This window comes from Kineococcus mangrovi (assembly GCF_041320705.1).
In the GTDB taxonomy this organism is placed as follows: Bacteria; Actinomycetota; Actinomycetes; order Actinomycetales; family Kineococcaceae; genus Kineococcus; species Kineococcus mangrovi.
This window is the reverse complement of the sequence record NZ_JBGGTQ010000001.1, coordinates 512183-527708: the sequence shown is the minus strand read 5'-3', so window position 1 is coordinate 527708 and position 15526 is coordinate 512183. Positions and strand designations below refer to the sequence as shown.

18 protein-coding genes are annotated in these 15526 nt (G+C 75.2%); 10 read left to right on the top strand and 8 right to left on the bottom strand.

What is annotated here, in order from left to right:
- Nucleotides 1-7 precede the first annotated feature (7 nt).
- A complete protein-coding gene (locus AB2L28_RS02460) occupies nucleotides 8-313 on the bottom strand; it encodes a hypothetical protein (protein ID WP_370717127.1) in 306 nt (101 codons plus the stop codon).
- A gap of 322 nt (nucleotides 314-635) precedes the next feature.
- On the opposite strand from AB2L28_RS02460, the gene AB2L28_RS02455 reads away from it, so the two are divergent.
- From AB2L28_RS02455 to AB2L28_RS02435, 5 genes are all read left to right on the top strand, one after another.
- Nucleotides 636-1004, top strand: a complete 369-nt coding sequence (locus AB2L28_RS02455; protein ID WP_370717126.1) for an STAS domain-containing protein — start codon at nucleotides 636-638, stop codon at nucleotides 1002-1004.
- 38 nt (nucleotides 1005-1042) lie between these two features.
- Complete coding sequence (locus tag AB2L28_RS02450; protein ID WP_370717125.1) at nucleotides 1043-1420, top strand: ATP-binding protein; 378 nt, start codon at nucleotides 1043-1045, stop codon at nucleotides 1418-1420.
- A 132-nt stretch (nucleotides 1421-1552) separates the two neighbouring features.
- Nucleotides 1553-2494, top strand: a complete 942-nt coding sequence (locus tag AB2L28_RS02445; protein WP_370717124.1) for an acyl-CoA dehydrogenase family protein — start codon at nucleotides 1553-1555, stop codon at nucleotides 2492-2494.
- Complete coding sequence (locus AB2L28_RS02440) at nucleotides 2491-3903, top strand: PIG-L family deacetylase (RefSeq protein WP_370717123.1); 1413 nt, start codon at nucleotides 2491-2493, stop codon at nucleotides 3901-3903. Before AB2L28_RS02445 ends, AB2L28_RS02440 begins: the two co-directional genes overlap by 4 nt.
- Nucleotides 3900-4571 carry a glycosyltransferase family 2 protein gene (locus AB2L28_RS02435; protein WP_370717122.1) on the top strand — a complete coding sequence of 224 codons (672 nt, stop codon included), beginning with the start codon at nucleotides 3900-3902 and terminating at the stop codon, nucleotides 4569-4571. The genes AB2L28_RS02440 and AB2L28_RS02435 overlap by 4 nt, the downstream gene beginning before the upstream one ends.
- Before the next feature lie 344 nt (nucleotides 4572-4915).
- On the opposite strand, the gene AB2L28_RS02430 is transcribed toward AB2L28_RS02435, so the two are convergent.
- The 4 genes from AB2L28_RS02430 to AB2L28_RS02415 are packed head-to-tail and all read right to left on the bottom strand — an operon-like array spanning nucleotide 4916 to nucleotide 9134.
- A complete protein-coding gene (locus tag AB2L28_RS02430; protein WP_370717121.1) occupies nucleotides 4916-5842 on the bottom strand; it encodes a manganese catalase in 927 nt (308 codons plus the stop codon).
- 10 nt (nucleotides 5843-5852) lie between these two features.
- Nucleotides 5853-7046, bottom strand: coding sequence for an FUSC family protein (locus tag AB2L28_RS02425; RefSeq protein ID WP_370717120.1), 1194 nt, complete (start codon nucleotides 7044-7046; stop codon nucleotides 5853-5855).
- The gene (locus AB2L28_RS02420) at nucleotides 7019-8215 is read right to left on the bottom strand and encodes a zinc-dependent alcohol dehydrogenase (protein WP_370717119.1); all 1197 of its coding nucleotides are present in this window, start codon (nucleotides 8213-8215) and stop codon (nucleotides 7019-7021) included. The genes AB2L28_RS02425 and AB2L28_RS02420 overlap by 28 nt, the downstream gene beginning before the upstream one ends.
- A 37-nt stretch (nucleotides 8216-8252) precedes the next feature.
- Nucleotides 8253-9134, bottom strand: a complete 882-nt coding sequence (locus AB2L28_RS02415; RefSeq protein ID WP_370717118.1) for a Rieske (2Fe-2S) protein — start codon at nucleotides 9132-9134, stop codon at nucleotides 8253-8255.
- Nucleotides 9135-9253: 119 nt separating this feature from the next.
- On the opposite strand from AB2L28_RS02415, the gene AB2L28_RS02410 reads away from it, so the two are divergent.
- A complete protein-coding gene (locus AB2L28_RS02410) occupies nucleotides 9254-10333 on the top strand; it encodes an NAD-dependent epimerase/dehydratase family protein (protein WP_370717117.1) in 1080 nt (359 codons plus the stop codon).
- Here AB2L28_RS02410 and AB2L28_RS02405 read toward each other — a convergent pair.
- Entirely contained in the window at nucleotides 10216-10962 is a 747-nt protein-coding gene (locus AB2L28_RS02405; protein WP_370717116.1) for a sigma-70 family RNA polymerase sigma factor, read from the bottom strand. The two genes, AB2L28_RS02410 and AB2L28_RS02405, sit on opposite strands and share 118 nt — an antisense overlap.
- 229 nt (nucleotides 10963-11191) lie before the next feature.
- Here AB2L28_RS02405 and AB2L28_RS02400 point away from each other — a divergent pair, with 229 nt between their 5' ends.
- From AB2L28_RS02400 to AB2L28_RS02390, 3 genes are all read left to right on the top strand, one after another.
- On the top strand, nucleotides 11192-11902 hold the full coding sequence (locus AB2L28_RS02400) for a GAF and ANTAR domain-containing protein (RefSeq protein WP_370717115.1): 711 nt from the start codon (nucleotides 11192-11194) through the stop codon (nucleotides 11900-11902).
- A gap of 68 nt (nucleotides 11903-11970) precedes the next feature.
- Entirely contained in the window at nucleotides 11971-12138 is a 168-nt protein-coding gene (locus tag AB2L28_RS02395) for a hypothetical protein (protein ID WP_370717114.1), read from the top strand.
- 116 nt (nucleotides 12139-12254) lie between these two features.
- Nucleotides 12255-13013 (top strand): GAF and ANTAR domain-containing protein, encoded by a 759-nt coding sequence (locus tag AB2L28_RS02390; RefSeq protein WP_370717113.1) that lies wholly within the window; start codon nucleotides 12255-12257, stop codon nucleotides 13011-13013.
- Here AB2L28_RS02390 and AB2L28_RS02385 read toward each other — a convergent pair.
- Together AB2L28_RS02385 and AB2L28_RS02380 are read right to left on the bottom strand one after the other, a co-directional pair.
- Nucleotides 12979-13308 (bottom strand): DUF3140 domain-containing protein, encoded by a 330-nt coding sequence (locus AB2L28_RS02385; RefSeq protein WP_370717267.1) that lies wholly within the window; start codon nucleotides 13306-13308, stop codon nucleotides 12979-12981. The two genes, AB2L28_RS02390 and AB2L28_RS02385, sit on opposite strands and share 35 nt — an antisense overlap.
- A 41-nt stretch (nucleotides 13309-13349) precedes the next feature.
- Nucleotides 13350-14441, bottom strand: a complete 1092-nt coding sequence (locus AB2L28_RS02380; RefSeq protein ID WP_370717112.1) for a spore photoproduct lyase family protein — start codon at nucleotides 14439-14441, stop codon at nucleotides 13350-13352.
- Nucleotides 14442-14497: 56 nt separating this feature from the next.
- On the opposite strand from AB2L28_RS02380, the gene AB2L28_RS02375 reads away from it, so the two are divergent.
- Nucleotides 14498-15391 (top strand): SDR family oxidoreductase, encoded by an 894-nt coding sequence (locus tag AB2L28_RS02375; protein ID WP_370717111.1) that lies wholly within the window; start codon nucleotides 14498-14500, stop codon nucleotides 15389-15391.
- The last annotated feature ends 135 nt before the right edge of the window (nucleotides 15392-15526 follow it).

Sequence of the window (15526 nt, the reverse complement as noted above, 5' to 3'; positions counted from 1 at the left end):
GCTCACCCTAGTGACCGGCACGGGTCCGGCGGACGACCTCGGCCGTGCTCGTGCAGGCGTGGTCGCGGCGCAGCGCCACGAGCTCGTCGCACAGCACGGCGACGGGGGTCCGGAGCCGGGCGGCGGCCTCGTGGACGCTGCAACCGCCGGCGAGCAGGTCCAGCAGGTCACCGGCCTCGGGGAGGCGGGTGCGGGGCCGGGGCGGTGGGGTCCAGCCCAGCTCGCGCAGCACCCGGGGCACGGGCCCGTCGAGCCGGCCGGGCCCGTCGAGCTCGGCCCGCAGCCGGTCGGTCAGGTCGTCGGGTGGGAACACGCGATCACCACGCACGTCGTCGAGCTCTGCCCGTCGCTTCGAGCACCGTCAGTCAAGCACGGGCTGGACCGGCTGCGTGGGCGGACCTGCCGTCGACGCCGGTCGCGGGGACGGCCGCAGCACCCGCCAGAGCCCGGTGGGAGGGGGCGTGTTGTGTCCACAGCCCCCTCCGACGACGTCCCGGCCGGTGCCGCGGCCCTCGCCGACCTGCGGTGCGAGGAGCTGACGGGTCCGCCCGGGGGGAGCGGGGGGTAACGTCGGGGGTCCGGCTCGAGCACAGGGCGGGAGAGCGCACGTCGGCGGCCGAGCAGGGAGGACCAGCGTGGCCACACCCTTCCCCGAACCCTTCCCCGACCCCTCGCCGGCCGGCGACGGTCCCCCCGGTGACGTGCAGCTGCTGGGCCTCGACGACGTCCTCACCGTGCGCCTCACGGGGGAGGTCGACGACGAGCTCCGCCCCGGTCTCGACGCCGTCGTCGCCGAGGTCGACCGGGAGGTCCGCGCCGCCGTCCGGCCCGTCGTCGTCGACGCCACCGCCGTCACCTTCATGGACTCCGCGGGCGCCGCGTTCCTGGCCAGGCTCGCCGTCGCCGTGCGGCCCGCGCGCATCGCGGTGCGGCCCAGCGAACCCGTCGGGTTCCTGCTCGAGGTGACCCGGTTGGCCGACGTCGTGGACGTGCAGGGGTCTTGACGAGCGCGCCGGGCGATCGTCGGCCACGATCGGTCTCCATGTGCGAGTGGTCTCCGAGCGCCGAGTCCGCCGTCGTGGTGGACCGGTCCGCGGCCCGCCACGCGCGGCGCTTCCTCGACGACCACTGGTGCGTCGAGCACGCCGCGCTCCTGCGCGGTCACGCCGACCTCGTCGTCAGCGAGCTCGTCACCGAGGCCGTGTCCCGCGGGACGCCGCCCGTGGTGCTGCGGGTCGCCTGCGAGGGACCCGACGGCGTCGTCATCGAGGTCAGCGACCGCGACCCCAACGGGCCCCGGTTCCAGGCCGTGGGGCCCGACGAGGCGCACACGACGAACCTCGTCGAGGTGCTCAGCGACGAGTGGGGCGTGCGCACCCGCCCCGGGGGCAAGACCGTCTGGAGCCGGCTCGTCGTCTGACGGGTGCCGGTCCGAGGTGCCGGGACCGCCCACCCCGCCTAGCGTGCGGGGGACCACTCCGTGCAGACCGGCGCGGGCGCCACTCCGTCCCCTTCGCGGTCACCGTCGCGACCTCGCCGCTGGAGAGCCACCGTGCCCACACCCCTCGTCGACGCCGCCCTCGCCCTGTGCCGGCGGCTGACCCGCGAGGTCCCCCTGCCCGGTGCCGGCGACACCCGTCGCCGGTGGGACGTCCTGGCGACCCTGGCCGAGCAGGACCTCACGCTCGCCCGCGTCGTCGAGGCGCACCTGGACGCCGTCGCGGTGCTCGCCGAGGCGGGGCGGGAACCGCCACCGGGCAGCACGTGGGGCGTGTTCGCCGCCGAGGCCCCCGACGCCCGGCTCGAGGCCCGCGAGACCCCCGGCGGGCAGTGGTCGCTGGAGGGCACCAAACCCTGGTGCTCCCTGGCCGGGGTGCTCACGCACGCCCTCGTCACCGCCCGCACCGGGGCCGGCCGCCGGCTGTTCGCCGTCGACCTCGAGGCGGCCCGCGCCGCCGGCCGGCTGGAGGTGCTGCCGGACCGCTGGCACAGCCGCGGGCTCGTCGACGTCCCCAGCGGGCCCGTCGTCCTGCGCGACGTCCCGGCCCGGCCCGTCGGCGACGCCGGCTGGTACCTGCGCCGGCCCGGGTTCGCCCACGGCGGGATCGGCGTCGCGGCCTGCTGGTACGGCGGCGCCGTCGGCGTCGCCCGGGCGCTGCGGGAGACCGGCCGCACCGACCCCCTGACCCAGCGCTCCCGCGGGCTCGTCGACCTGCGGCTGTGGTCGGCGCGGACCGCGCTCGACGCGGCCGCCGCGACGGTCGACGCCGGACGCGCCACCGGCGTCGAGGGCGAGCTGCTCGCCGCGCGGGTGCGCGCCCTGCTCGCCGAGACCGCCGAGGTCGTGCTCAGCGAGGTCGGCCACGCGCTCGGTCCGCGCCCCCTGACCGCGGACGCGGCGCACGCGGCCCGCGTCGCCGACCTCACCGTCTACGTCCGCCAGCACCACGCCGACCACGACCTGGTCGCCCTCGCCGAGCTGGCCGCGCAGTGACCCCCGGCACGACCCCCGGCACGACCCCCGGCGAGGACCCGGCGTTCACCCACGACGGGCCCGGCACCGCCGAGACCCAGTGGCAGCGCTGGCCGGGGCTGCGCGACGTCGCGGAGCTGGACTGGTCCGGGACCGGGCACGTGCTCGTCGTGGCGGCCCACCCCGACGACGAGACCCTGGGCGCGGGCGGGTTGATCGCCACCGCCGCCGCCCGGGGGCTCGCGGTCGACGTCGTCGTGGCCACCGACGGGGAGGGGTCGCACCCCCGCTCGCCCACGACGACCCCGCAGGCGCTGGCCGAGGTCCGGGCCCGGGAGGTGCACGACGCGGTCCGCGCCCTGGCCCCCGACGCGCGCGTGCACCGCCTCGCGCTGCCCGACGGCGGCGTCACCGCCGCGGTGGGGACGCTCGCCGCGACGGTGCGCGCCCTGGCCGGTGCGACCACGCTGCTGGTCGCGCCCTGGACGGCGGACGGCCACCCCGACCACGACGCGGCCGGGGCGGTGGCCGTCCAGGTGGCCGGCGAGACCGGGGCCACCTGTCTGCTCTACCCGGTGTGGCTGTGGCACTGGGCCCACCCCGGTGACGTCCGCGTCCCGTGGCAGCGCGGGACGCGGCTCGAGCTGGACGGGAGCGCGCGCAGGCGCAAGGGCGTGGCCATGGCCCGGCACGCCTCGCAGACGACGCCCCTGTCCGCGCGACCGGGTGACGAGGTGCTGCTGCCGGCCGGGGTGCTGGCGCACTTCGAGCGCGCGGTGGAGTTCTTCCTGCGCCCCGGTGCGGCCGCGTCGACCGGCAGCCTGGGAGCCGGTTTCTTCGACGACTTCTACGCGGCCCACGGCGCGGACCCGTGGGGTTTCGAGGACCGCTGGTACGAGGCGCGCAAACGGGCCCTGACCCTCGCCGTCCTGCCCCGGCAGCAGTTCCGCGACGGCCTGGAGATCGGCTGCAGCACAGGGGTCCTCACGGTGGAGCTGGCGCGCCGCACCGAACGTCTGCTCGCCGTGGACGTCGCGGCGCAGGCGCTGGAGCGGGCCCGGGAGCGCCTGCTCGGGGCCGGGGTGGGCGAGGGGGTCAGCACCCGGGTGGCGCGGGTCCCGCAGGAGTTCCCCGACGGCACGTTCGACCTCGTCGTGCTCTCCGAGGTCGCCTACTACTGCGACCCGGACGACCTGCGCGTGCTGCTGGCGCGGTTGCGCGGGTGCCTGACCCCCGACGGTGTCCTGGTGGCCTGCCACTGGCGGCACCTCGTCCAGGGGTACCCGCTGACGGGGGACGAGGTGCACCGCGCCCTGCGCGGGGTGCCGGGTCTGGACGTCCTCGTGCGCCACGAGGAGGAGGACTTCCTGCTCGACGTCCTCGTCCCCGCCCCCGCGGTCTCGGTCGCCCGGGCCGGGGGACTGGCGTGAGGCTCGACCGGATCGTCGTCGTGGTGCCTGCCCGCGACGAGGCCGCCACGGTCTCGGCGTGCGTGGCGTCGGTGCGGGCCGCGGCCCGCCGGGTCGCCGTGGACGTCGAGGTGCTCCTCGTCGCGGACCGGTGCACCGACTCGACCGCCGACCTCGCTCGCGGGGCCGGGGCCCGGGTCCTGCCGGTCTCCCTCGGCAGCGTCGGGGCCACCCGCGCGGCCGGCGTCGCCGCGGCCCTGGCGGAGGTCGAACCGGTGGCCTGGGCGCACTGGTGGATCGCCTGCACGGACGCCGACTCCGTCGTGCCCCGCGGTTGGCTGGCCCACCACGAACGCACGGCCACCGCGGGCACGGACCTGCTGCTCGGGACCGTCCGGCTGACCGGCCCCGCCACGCGGCACGCGCTCTGGCGCGAGCGGTACGCCGCGCAGCGAGAGCACGTGCACGGGGCGAACCTCGGGGTCCGCGCCTCGACCTACCGGGCGGCCGGGGGATTCCCGCCCGTGCCGGCGCACGAGGACCGGTTGCTGGCCGAGCGGGTGCGCGCGGTGCCGGGTGCCCGCGTCGCGCACACCCGGGCGTACCCGGTCCTCACGAGCGACCGGACGCTGGGCCGGGCCCCCGCGGGGGTGGCGCAGGACCTGGCGGGGGTCCGGCACTGCGCGTGAGCTCCGCCCGGGCACGGCGGGGCCCTGCGTGGACTCGACGCGGTGGTCCACGGGGCGCCGGTCAGGTGCGGCACCGGGCGCTGCTCCTCCCGCCACGCCCCTGACCAAACGTCAGGTCGGTCACCCGCCGCCGAGAGCGCCCGGCGGCGGGTGCGGTCCAGAGCCGGTCACCGGCCGGGCCGTCCCCGGCGGGCGACCGGAGCGGACCGCGGCGCAGCCGGGGTCCTGCGCCCCGGCCCCGGGGTGGTCGCCGGAGCCGGTGGGCGGCGTGGTCGTCACCGGGACCGGTGGGGAGGTCGCGAGAGCGGTGGCCGCCCCCCGGCGGTCGTCCGGCAGGGCCGGGGTCAGCGGTCGTCGCCGGTGATCGCGTCCTTCACCTTCGTCACGACGTTCTGCGCCCCCTGCGCGTGGGCCCCGGCGCCCGTTCCCGGCTTGCCCGGGCCGGCGTTGCCGTCGTACGTGACGAACTGCAGCGGGTCCGGGGCGGGCAGCGTGCCGTCGTCGTCTGTCAGCGGGCGCAGCTCCTCGGTGCGGAACGGTTCACCGTCGACGAGGCTGTTGCCCGTCGCCCACAGGCCCTCCCCGGCGGCGCTGCCGTCGGTCGAGGTGTAGAACACGTGGGCGGCGTCCGCGTCCTCCCAGTCCCCGTTGGACTGCTCGACCTCGGTCTCGGTGAACCCGTCCTCGACGAGCATCTGGATGCCCAGCAGCCACTGCTGCTGGTGGTAGGTGTCCCGGGCCAGGTTGAACGCGAGCATCTCCTTGACGCCGCGGTCGTCGGTCATGTTCGCGATGCGGCTGGTCATGAGCCGGCTCTGCGCCTCGGCGGCGACGTTGGAGCGGAAGTCGGTCAGGAGGTTCCCGCTCGCGGCGACGTACCCGGCGTTCCAGGGGTTGCCGAGCGAGTCGGTCGGGCGTGCACCGCCGCCGGAGACGATGGCGTGCTGCGGGTTCTGCCCGCCCAGGACGGCCGCGAGGGCGGGGTTGGCCGCTGCGGCCTCGTCCGTCGCCTCACCGGGTGCGCCCTCCAGGAGCCGGGCGAGCATGACGGTGAGCATCTCGACGTGCGAGATCTCCTCGGCCCCGATGTCCATGATCATGTCCTTGTACTTGCCGGGGACGCGGCAGTTCCAGCCCTGGAACAGGTACTGCATCATGACGGTCATCTCACCGAACTGCCCGCCCAGGATCTCCTGGAACTTCATGGCGAACAGGGCGTCGGGCTTCTCGGGCTTGGTGGTGAACTGGAGTTCTCGGGTGTGCCGGTACACGGGGCACCTCTCAGCGTCGGGGGCGTCGGAGTCGTGCCCGCCACCTACCCAGGACCCCGGGGCGCGAACCGCTCGGCCGGGGGCCACCGGTGTCCGGCCGCACCCACGGCGTGGGCACGAACGCCTCCTCGTCGGGGGCGTCGACCTCGGGGTCGCGCACGTCGAGGGCGCCGAGGCAGCGGCGCAGTGCCGTCACCACGGCACCGGCCGCCTGGCGGTCGCGGTCGGTGGTGAACCGCGCGGCCGCCTCCGCGCCCGACAACCGCCGCAGCGCCTCCCGCAGCGCAACCCGGTCCGCGTCCGTCCCGTCCTCCTCGCGCAGCAGACCGGCCAGCGCGGTGAGCGTCTCGGCCGTCGGTCCCCGCAGACCGGTCGGGAGGGCGACCTCGTCCTCGCGCGGGGTGAGGGCCTCGACGAGCAGTTCGGTGAGTTCCTCCACCCGGACCGCCACGTTGCCCAGCGCGACCCCGCGGACGTGCTGCTCCCGGACGCTCTCCACGTACCGCCGCGCCCGCAGGTTCCCGGCCAGGGATTCCTCGGTCTCCTCGCGGCTGCGGCGCAGCGACTCCCGCACGGGGGCGACGGAGCTCAGCCGCTCGGCCCACTCGTGCGGGCCGGGTGGTTCGTCGCGCCGCAGCCCTTCGGCGAGGTCGTCGAGCTGGTCGGCCAGGGTGGTCGACAGCGCGCTCAGGGCGTCGCGGGACTGCGCCAGCGGGAACGAGGGGAGCAGCGTGTTCACCGCGACGGCCACGCACCCGCCGAGCAGCGTCAGGGTCGTGTACCCGACGGCGTACTGCACGGGGTGCTCCACGCCCACGACGAGGACGAACAACCCCACGGTGAGGACCCAGCTGCCCTGGTCGGCGAACAGGCGCCACCCCGCGAGCAGCGTCGCGAGGAACACCACGACCGGGATGACCACCAGGTCGCGGCCGAGGAGTTCCGCGGTGGCCACCGCCAGCAGGGCCCCGCACACGATGGCCGCGACCGCCCGCGCGGAGTTGCGCACCGAACTGCGCACCGTCGAGTAGGAGCCGACGACGGCGCCGAGCGGGGCGAAGTACGGGTAGGTGCCCGGGATCGCCCCGGGCAGTGCGAGAGCGATGATCCAGGCGAGGGTGGCCGCGAGCGCCGTCCGCAGCGCCAGCCCCACCCGGGGCCGGCGTGCGAGGAACGTCAGGGCTCGAGCACGACCTTGACGCACCCGTCGTCCTTCGCCTGGAACGTCGCGTAGGCGTCGGCCGCGTCCTCCAGGGGGAGGCGGTGCGTCGTCAGGTCCATCACGCCGAGCGGGTCGGCCGGGTCCTCCACGAGCGGGAGGAGGTCGTCGATCCACGCCTTGACGTTGCACTGGCCCATCCGCAGCTGCAACTGCTTGTCGAACATCGTCATCATCGGCATCGGGTCCGCCTCACCGCCGTAGACCCCGGACAGGGAGATCGTCCCGCCGCGGCGGACCGCGTCGACGGCGGTCCGCACGGCCCACAGCCGGTCGATCCCGCCGGTCTCCATCACCTTCTGCGCCACCGCGTCCGGCAGCAGCCCGACCGCGGTCTGCGCGGCCTTGGCGATGGCCCCCTCGGCTCCGCCGTGGGCCTCCATCCCGACGGCGTCCAGGACGGCGTCGGGTCCGCGGCCGTCGGTGCGCTCGCGCAGCTGGGCGGGGACGTCGGCGCCGGAGGAGTCGGTGAGGTCGATCGCCGTCACGCCGTGCCGCGCCGCCATCGCACGCCGCTCCGGGACCGGGTCGACGGCGACGACGTCGTAGCCGAGGTGCCGGCCGATGCGGGCGGCGAACTGCCCGACCGGCCCCAGACCGAGCACGGCCAGGGTCCCGCCCTCGGGCACGCCGGCGTAGCGGACGCCCTGCCAGGCGGTGGGCAGGATGTCGGACAGGAACAGGTACCGGTCGTCGGGCAGCTCGTCCCCGACCTTGATCGGGTTGTAGTCGGCGTGCCGCACCCGCAGGTACTGGGCCTGCCCGCCGGGGACCGAGCCGTACAGCGAGGTGTACCCGTACAGGGCCGCGCCGCTGCCCTTCTCCCGCACCTGCGTCGTCTCGCACTGGGTCGTCAGGCCCCGCTCGCACATCCAGCACCGGCCGCAGGAGATCGTGAACGGGACCACCACCCGGTCGCCGGGGGCGAGGTTCGCCACCTCCGGGCCGACGGCCTCGACGACCCCCATGGGTTCGTGGCCGAGGACGTCGCCCCGGGCCAGGTAGGGGGCCAGGACCTCGTACAGGTGCAGGTCGGACCCGCAGATCGCCGTCGAGGTGATCCGCACGACCGCGTCGGTCGGGTCGACGACCTCGGGGTCGGGCACGTCCTCGACGCGCACCGACCGCTTCCCCTGCCACGTCAGCGCTCTCACGACGGGGACCTGCCCGCCGGGGCGCCTCGCAAACCCCTCACAGCGGCGGACCGACGACGCGGGCCTGGACGCGGCCGTCGGCCACGCGCGTGGCGACCGTCGGCTGCGGTGCGGTCGCCGGGCCGTCGAGGACGTCGCCGTCGGCGAACCGGAACCGGCTGCCGTGCCACGGGCAGGTGACCGCCGTCGCCCCGCCCTCGCCGGAGACCTCGCCCTCGTGCAGGGCCGCCCCGAGGTGGGTGCACGTGTCGGTGAGGGCCAGCACGTCGTCCCCGCGGCGCAGGACGCACAGCGGGGCGTCGCCGATCCAGCGCTGGACCGGCCGGTTCTCGGGCAGGTCGGCCAGGGCCCCGACGTCGGCGAACTCCTGCCCGTCACCGGCGAGGTGGAGGAGGTGCTCGGCGTGGTTCGGGCCGGCGGCCCACCGGTAGGCGAGGTGGCCGCCGAGGGCCCCGGCCGCTCCCGCCACGACCGTCCCCGCCGTGCGCAGCAGCCGGGCGTGCCGGCGGGAGAGCAGCGAGGCGGTCCAGAAGGTGGCGGCCACGGCGTTCCCGGCCGCGTGGACGATCGCCGTGCGCTGCTGGTCGGGGTGCAGGTCGACGTAGTCGGCCCAGCCCGCGAGCGCCGTCGGGGCCACGGTGGCCACGCTGACGGCGGCCAGCCCGCGGGCGGGGACGTCCAGGAGGCGGCCACCCGGCAGCACGGACGCGACGTCGAGCAGCAGGGCCGAGACCGAGGTGCCGACCGGCACCATGGCCAGCGCCGGGTGGGCGGGGTGCCCGGCCGGGCGGCCGTGCAGCAGCCCGCGCACCGCCCCACCGGGCAGCAGGCGGTCGGCGGTGTCCTTGGCCCGCGCCGCGACCGGGTCCAGGGCGGTCCACCGCGAGGGGGCGTCGAAGAGTGAACTGAGGAGGGGCACGGGTCCGTGCTACGCCCTGACGCCCCGCCGCGCGCGGTGAACCGCGCCGGTTTGCCGAGCTGCCCCCGGGGTATGAACCCCCGAACGCCAGAGCGGCAGGACGAGCGGGGGAGTTCGGCATGAGGGTCGCCGTCACCGGTGCGACGGGGAACGTGGGGACCGCGCTGCTGCGCCGCCTCCTGGGCGGGGCGGCGGGCACCGAGGTGGCGGGGACCGAGGTGGTGGGGACCGAGGTGGTGGGGATCTGCCGGCGGCTGCCCGAACCCACCGGTCCGTGGGCGGGCGTGCGCTGGGTCCAGCAGGACGTCGCCGGGCCCGACGCCGTCCAGCGCCTCACCGACGCCTTCGCGGGCGTGGACGCCGTCGTGCACACCGCGTGGCTCATCCAGCCCGCGCGAGACCCGCAGGAGATGGAGCGGGTGAACCTCACGGGCAGCGCGAACGTCGTCCGCGCGGCGCTCGCCGCGGGGGTGCCGCACCTCGTCCACCTGTCCTCGGTCGGCGCGTACGCCACCCACCCCGCGGACGACGGCCGGGTGGACGAGTCGTGGCCGGCGGACGGGATCACCCCGTCGCAGTACTCGCGCGAGAAGGCGGCGGTCGAGTCGCACCTGGACGGCGTGGAGCGCGACCACCCCGAACTCCTCGTCACGCGGGTCCGGCCCGCCCTGGTGTTCCAGCGCGACGCGGGCAGCGAGATCGCCCGGTACTTCCTCGGGCCGTTCGTGCCGACCCGGCTGCTGCGCCGCGTCCGGCTGCCCGTCCTGCCGCTGCCCGAGGGCCTGCGGTTCCAGGTCGTGCACGCCGACGACCTCGCCGACGCGCTCGCGCGCATCCTCGAACGGACACCGGGGGGTGCGTTCAACGTGGCGGACGAACCCGTCCTGCGGGCCCGGGACCTGGCGCTGTCCCTGAACGCCCCCCGGTTCGTGCCGGTCTCCCGACGGCTGGTGCGGGCGTCGGCGGACGTCACCTACCGGGCGCGCGTGCACCCCGTCCAGCCGGGGTGGCTGGACCTGGGGTTCGGCGTCCCCGTCATGGACACCACCAGGGCGCGGCGAGAGCTCGGCTGGCGCCCGGCTCACGCGGCCCGGGACGTCCTGGTGGAGCTGCTCGACGGCGTCCGCGACCACGCGGGCGCACCGTCCGGGGCGCTGCGCCGCCGGACGGGCCTGGTCACCTCCCGCACGGGGACGTGAACCCCGAGGTCGCCGCGCAGCCGGCCGATGATCGAGGCCAGCAGGCGGGAGACCTGCATCTGGCTGATGCCGAGGTCGGCGGCGATCTCCGACTGCGTGGCCTCCTCGGAGAACCGGAGCTCGAGGATCCGCCGTTCGCGGTCGTCCAGCCCGGCCACGGCCCCCTTGAGCGAGACGAGGTCGTCGACGGTGGTCGTGGCGTCGTGGTCGGCGGCCACGTCGTGCCGGGGGACGTCGAGGGACAGGGCGGAGTAGGCGTTCGTGGCGCGGTGCACCTCGCGCAGCTCGTCGAGGGTCGCGCCCAGCTTCTCCGCGACCTGCACGTCCGTCAGGCCCGTCGTGTCCTCGTGGACGAGCCGCGTGCGCAGTTCCTGCAGCCGGCGGGGCGGGCGCACGGCCCACCCGTGGTCGCGGAAGTAGCGCCGGATCTCACCGGTGACGGTGGGGGTGGCGTAGGCCCCGAAGTCGTGGCCGCCGTCCTCGCGGAACCGCTCGGCGGCCTTGACGAGACCGAGGTAGGCGATCTGCTCCAGGTCCTCCGTCGGGACGCCGCGGTGGCGGTAGCGGGCGGCGAGCCCCCGGGCCAGGCCCAGGTGGCCCTCGACGAGGTCGTGACGTGTCCCGGGCATCGGGTGCCTCCGAGCGTTCCTCTGCGGGGTGCCCGGGCGGTCGCTGCTGCACCCGACGCGCCTCACTGCAGCACCGGTCGGCGGCCCCGGCAACCGGGAACCGCGGGGGCTGGTCGGGGGCTGGTCCGGGGCTGGTCCGGGGCTGGTCCGGGGCTGGTCCGGGGATAGGGTCTGGTGGAGGGCACGAGGTCGAACAGCCGGCCACCTCCTGCGCGGTCTGTGAGGAACCATGTCGACACCCCTGCCGGATGCGTCCGGACCGGAGCAGTCCCTGGCGGGCGCCCTCGCCGACCTGGCGCGGGACCTGCAGCGCGAACAGGTCCCCGGTGACGTCATGGCGCAGAGCGCGGCGAGCGCCGTCGGTCTCGTCCCCGGGGCCGAGGACGCGTCGATCAGCCTGGTGCGCGCGCGGCGTCACGTTCTGTCGGCGGCCGCCACGAGCGACGTCGCCCGCCAGTTCGACGCCTCGCAGGGCGAGTTCGGTGAGGGGCCCTGCCTGACGGCGATGTACACCGAACTCGTCGTGCGCACCGACGACCTGGCCGAGGACACCCGCTGGCCCCGGCTGGGCGCCCGCTCCGACGAGCTGGGGGTGCGGAGCATGCTGTGCTTCCAGCTCTTCGTCCACGAGAACACCCTCGGGGCGCTGAACCTGCTCGCCTCCAAACCCGCGGCCTTCGACGAGGAGTCCGAGGCGGTGGGCGCGATGGTCGCCACGCACGCCGCCGTGGCGCTGGCGGGGGCGCAGCGGTTCGACCACCTGCGGACGGCTCTGCTCAACCGCGACGTCATCGGCCAGGCGAAGGGCATCCTCATGGAGCGCTTCAAGGTCGACGCCGACCAGGCGTTCGCCCTGCTGACGCGCGTGAGCCAGGACCGCAACGTCAAGCTGCACGTCCTGGCGGCCGAGCTGACGCGCACGGGGTCCCTGGACCGGTGACGCGCGCGTGCCGTCCGCGGACCGGACCCGGCGCGCGCCGGTCGGGAACCGCACCTACGGTCGAGGGCATGAGCGAGCACACCCCCGAGGAGAACCCCGGCCAGGAGAACCCCGGCACGCAGGAGGCGGCGGAGTCGCCGGCCCTGGACGGCTACGGCAACGACACCGGCTTCGCCGAGGACGCCGAGGACGAGGAGAGCGCGGGGGACGCCCGGGGCGCCTCGGCCCCGGAGTGATCCAGGCCGGTCACGTCGTGTAGGTTCTGATCACCGGTTGAACCGCCAGCCCTGCATCTCGTCCGCTCCACCCCGGCCCGCCGGAGAGGCGGACCTCGGGCTGGGAGGAACGTTCGATGCCGTTGGGGCTCGAGGCCGCTGTGGTGGAACTGGGTCGCATCGTCGCCGATCAGCCCCTGACCGCCGTGCTGCGTCGGGTGGCCGACCTGGCCGTCCAGGCTGTTCCCGGTGCCGACGACGTCTCGGTGACGCTGCTGCGAGGGGGAAAACCCTCCACGGTGGCCTTCCACGGGGATCTCGCCGCCGACCTGGACGAGCGCCAGTACTCCCTGGGGTACGGCCCGTGCGTCGCCGCGGCCCAGGCGGGAGCGACGCTGCGCATCGACGACACGGCCCGCGACGACGCCTTCCCCGACTTCTCGGCGACAGCCGCCCGGCGGGGTGTCCGCAGCGTCGTCAGCGTCGGGTTGCCCGACCCCGACCGGCGACAGGGCTCCATCAACGCGTACTGCTTCGGTCGCCCGGAACACCCCTCGATCACGGTCGAGGCGCAGCTCGCGCTGGAACAGTTCGCCGCGTTCGCCTCCGTCGCTCTCGGCAACGCCGCTGCGCTCGCCGAGGTGGGGGAGCGGGCCGACAACCTGCAGATCGCCCTGCAGTCCCGGGCGGTCATCGAACAGGCCAAGGGCGTGCTCATGGGCCGGCACGGTGTGGACGCCGACGAGGCGTTCACGATGCTCGCGACGCAGTCGCAGCACGGGAACCGCAAACTGCGCGTGGTGGCCGAGGAGGTCGTGGCGGAGGTGGTCAGGACCGCGGCGGCCGCCGCCTCCGCCCCGCTCAGCCCTTCTCGGGGTCGTTCCCCCAGTTCATGAGGGAGTACCGCCACTTGGTGTCGGTGACGTCGCCCTCCGGTCGCTGCTTCGCGTGCCGCGCCACGTAGCCGGCGACCTTGCGCATGTGCTCGTAGTCGTCGTCGGTGCGGTCGGCCTTCTTCGTCCGCAGGATCTCGACGATGCGCCGGCCGGAGCGGTGCCCCACCGATTCCCCGTCCCCGACGCCGACGGACTTCGACTCGTCGGTCTCCAGCCAGTCCTCGAGCTCCTTGGGCGTCATGTTCACGGCGTCGCCGAACCGCTCCTCGGCGTCCTTCCTGTCCTCGTCGCTCATCGTGCTGTCCTCGCTCTGCGCCATGGGCCGAGCCTGCTGGTTCAGAAGGCGTACCGCACCCGCAGGTAGGGGGCGCGCTCGGAGATCAGGCCGAGCAGCTGGTCGAGGTAGCGGGCCTTGTCCCTTGCGCGGTAGCGGACGTTCAGGCCCCCGGACTGCGACCGCTTGGTCTCCTGCAGCGCCGGGCGCCACAGCAGGTCCTCGGCCTTCGGGTGCCAGCCGAGGTTCACCCGGTGCAGGTTCTCCTCGTGCGTCAGGAAGATCACCTCCGCCTGCAGCTGCGCCTTCGTCGCCGCGTTCGTGGCGTCGCCGAGCTGGTCGAGCAGCTCGGCCCACAGCGGCAGCCAGCCCTCGTGCACGACGACGGGGGAGAGGTTGACGTGCACCTCGTACCCGGCGGCGGCGAAGTCGTCGAGGGCCGCGAGCCGCTCGGCGACGGGGGACGTGCGGATGTCCAGCAGCTTGGCGACGCGGGCCGGCATGAGCGAGAACCGCACCCGGGTCCGGCCCCGCGGGTCCAGCGTCAGCAGCCGGGGGTTCACGTGCTTGGTGGCGAAGGACGCCTTCGCCGTGGGCAGCCCGCGGAACAGGGTCACGAGGTCGTCCACGTTGTCGGAGATCTCCGCGTCGACGGAGCAGTCGCTGTTCTCGCCCAGGTCGTAGACCCAGCTGACGGGGTCGCACTGGTTCGGCTCGGGTTTCGTCCCCTGGCGGGCCACGTGCCGGGCGAGGTACCCGGTGATCTGCTCGATGTTGGCGAACACGGTGATCGGGTTGCTGTACCCCTTGCGGCGGGGGACGTAGCAGTACGCGCACGCCATCGCGCAACCGTTCGCGGTCGAGGGGGCGATGAAGTCGGCGGAACGGCCGTTCGGCCTGGCCTGCAGGGACTTCTTGATCCCCAGGACGAGCGCCTCCCGCTTGATCCGCACCCACCGGTCGACGTTGGCCTCGTCGCCGTGCAGTTCCGGGATCCGCCAGTGGCTCTCGACGGGGACGCGGGTGGCCTCGGGCCAGCGCTCCAGCACCTGACGGCCGCGGGGGAGTTCCGCGGCGGCCGGCTCGTAGTAGATGCGCGTGACGTCGACGAGGTCCGGCGTCTTCTTCTCGGGCACTGGCGCGGGGTCCGGCACGCAACCATCCTGCCTCCCGCGCGCGGTCGGCGCAGACGCTGCTTACGGTGAACCCCGTGACCGACCAGTACACCTTCGGCAACCCCGTCACCCGCTACCACCAGGGGGGTTTCGAGCCGCAGCCGCAGGACGGCCCCGGCCTGGCCTCGGAGCTCTCACCCCGCCCCGACCACGGGGAGGCGACCTACCGCGGCACCGGGCGCCTGGAGGGCCGCAAGGCCCTCGTGACCGGTGCGGACTCCGGGATCGGCCGTGCGACGGCGATCGCGTTCGCCCGCGAGGGCGCCGACGTCGTCCTCTCGTTCCTGCCCTCGGAGGAGTCCGACGCCCGCGAGGTCGCCGACCTCGTCGAGCAGGCCGGCCGCAAGGCCGTGCTGGCCCCGGGGGACCTGACCGACGAGCAGTACGCCCGCGGTCTCGTCGCCACCGCCGTGCGCGAGCTCGGGGGGCTGGACGCCCTCGCCGTCGTCGCCGGCAAGCAGCAGCACGCCGAGGACGTCGCCGACATCACGTCGCAGCAGTTCGACGAGACGATGCGCACCAACGTCCACTCGCTGTTCTGGATCGTCCAGGAAGCCGTGCCGCACCTGCCGCCGGGCTCGACGATCGTCACGACGTCCTCGATCCAGGGGTACCAGCCCTCGCCGAACCTCGTCGACTACGCCACCACGAAGTCCGCGATCATCGCCATGTCCCAGGCGCTGGCCCAGCAGCTCGCGCCGAAGGGGATCCGCGTGAACGTCGTCGCCCCCGGGCCGGTCTGGACGCCGCTGCAGGTCGCCGGCGGGCAGCCGGACGACGCGATGCCGGAGTTCGGGACCTCGACCCCGCTGGGCCGGGCCGGGCAGCCGGCCGAGCTCGCGCCCCCGTTCGTGTTCCTCTCCTCCGGCGAGTCGAGCTACGTCGTCGGCGAGGTGCTCAACGTCAACGGGGGCATGCCGACGCCCTGACGCCGGGGTTCACGTCCCGGGGCCGGGCGTTCGGTTCAGGCGCCCCGTCTGCCGGACGAGGTGGTCGCGCTCGCGCGCGTTCGTCGCCCGGCGTACCGCCTCGGCGTACCGGCGGGCAGCGGTGCGGGTGTCCCC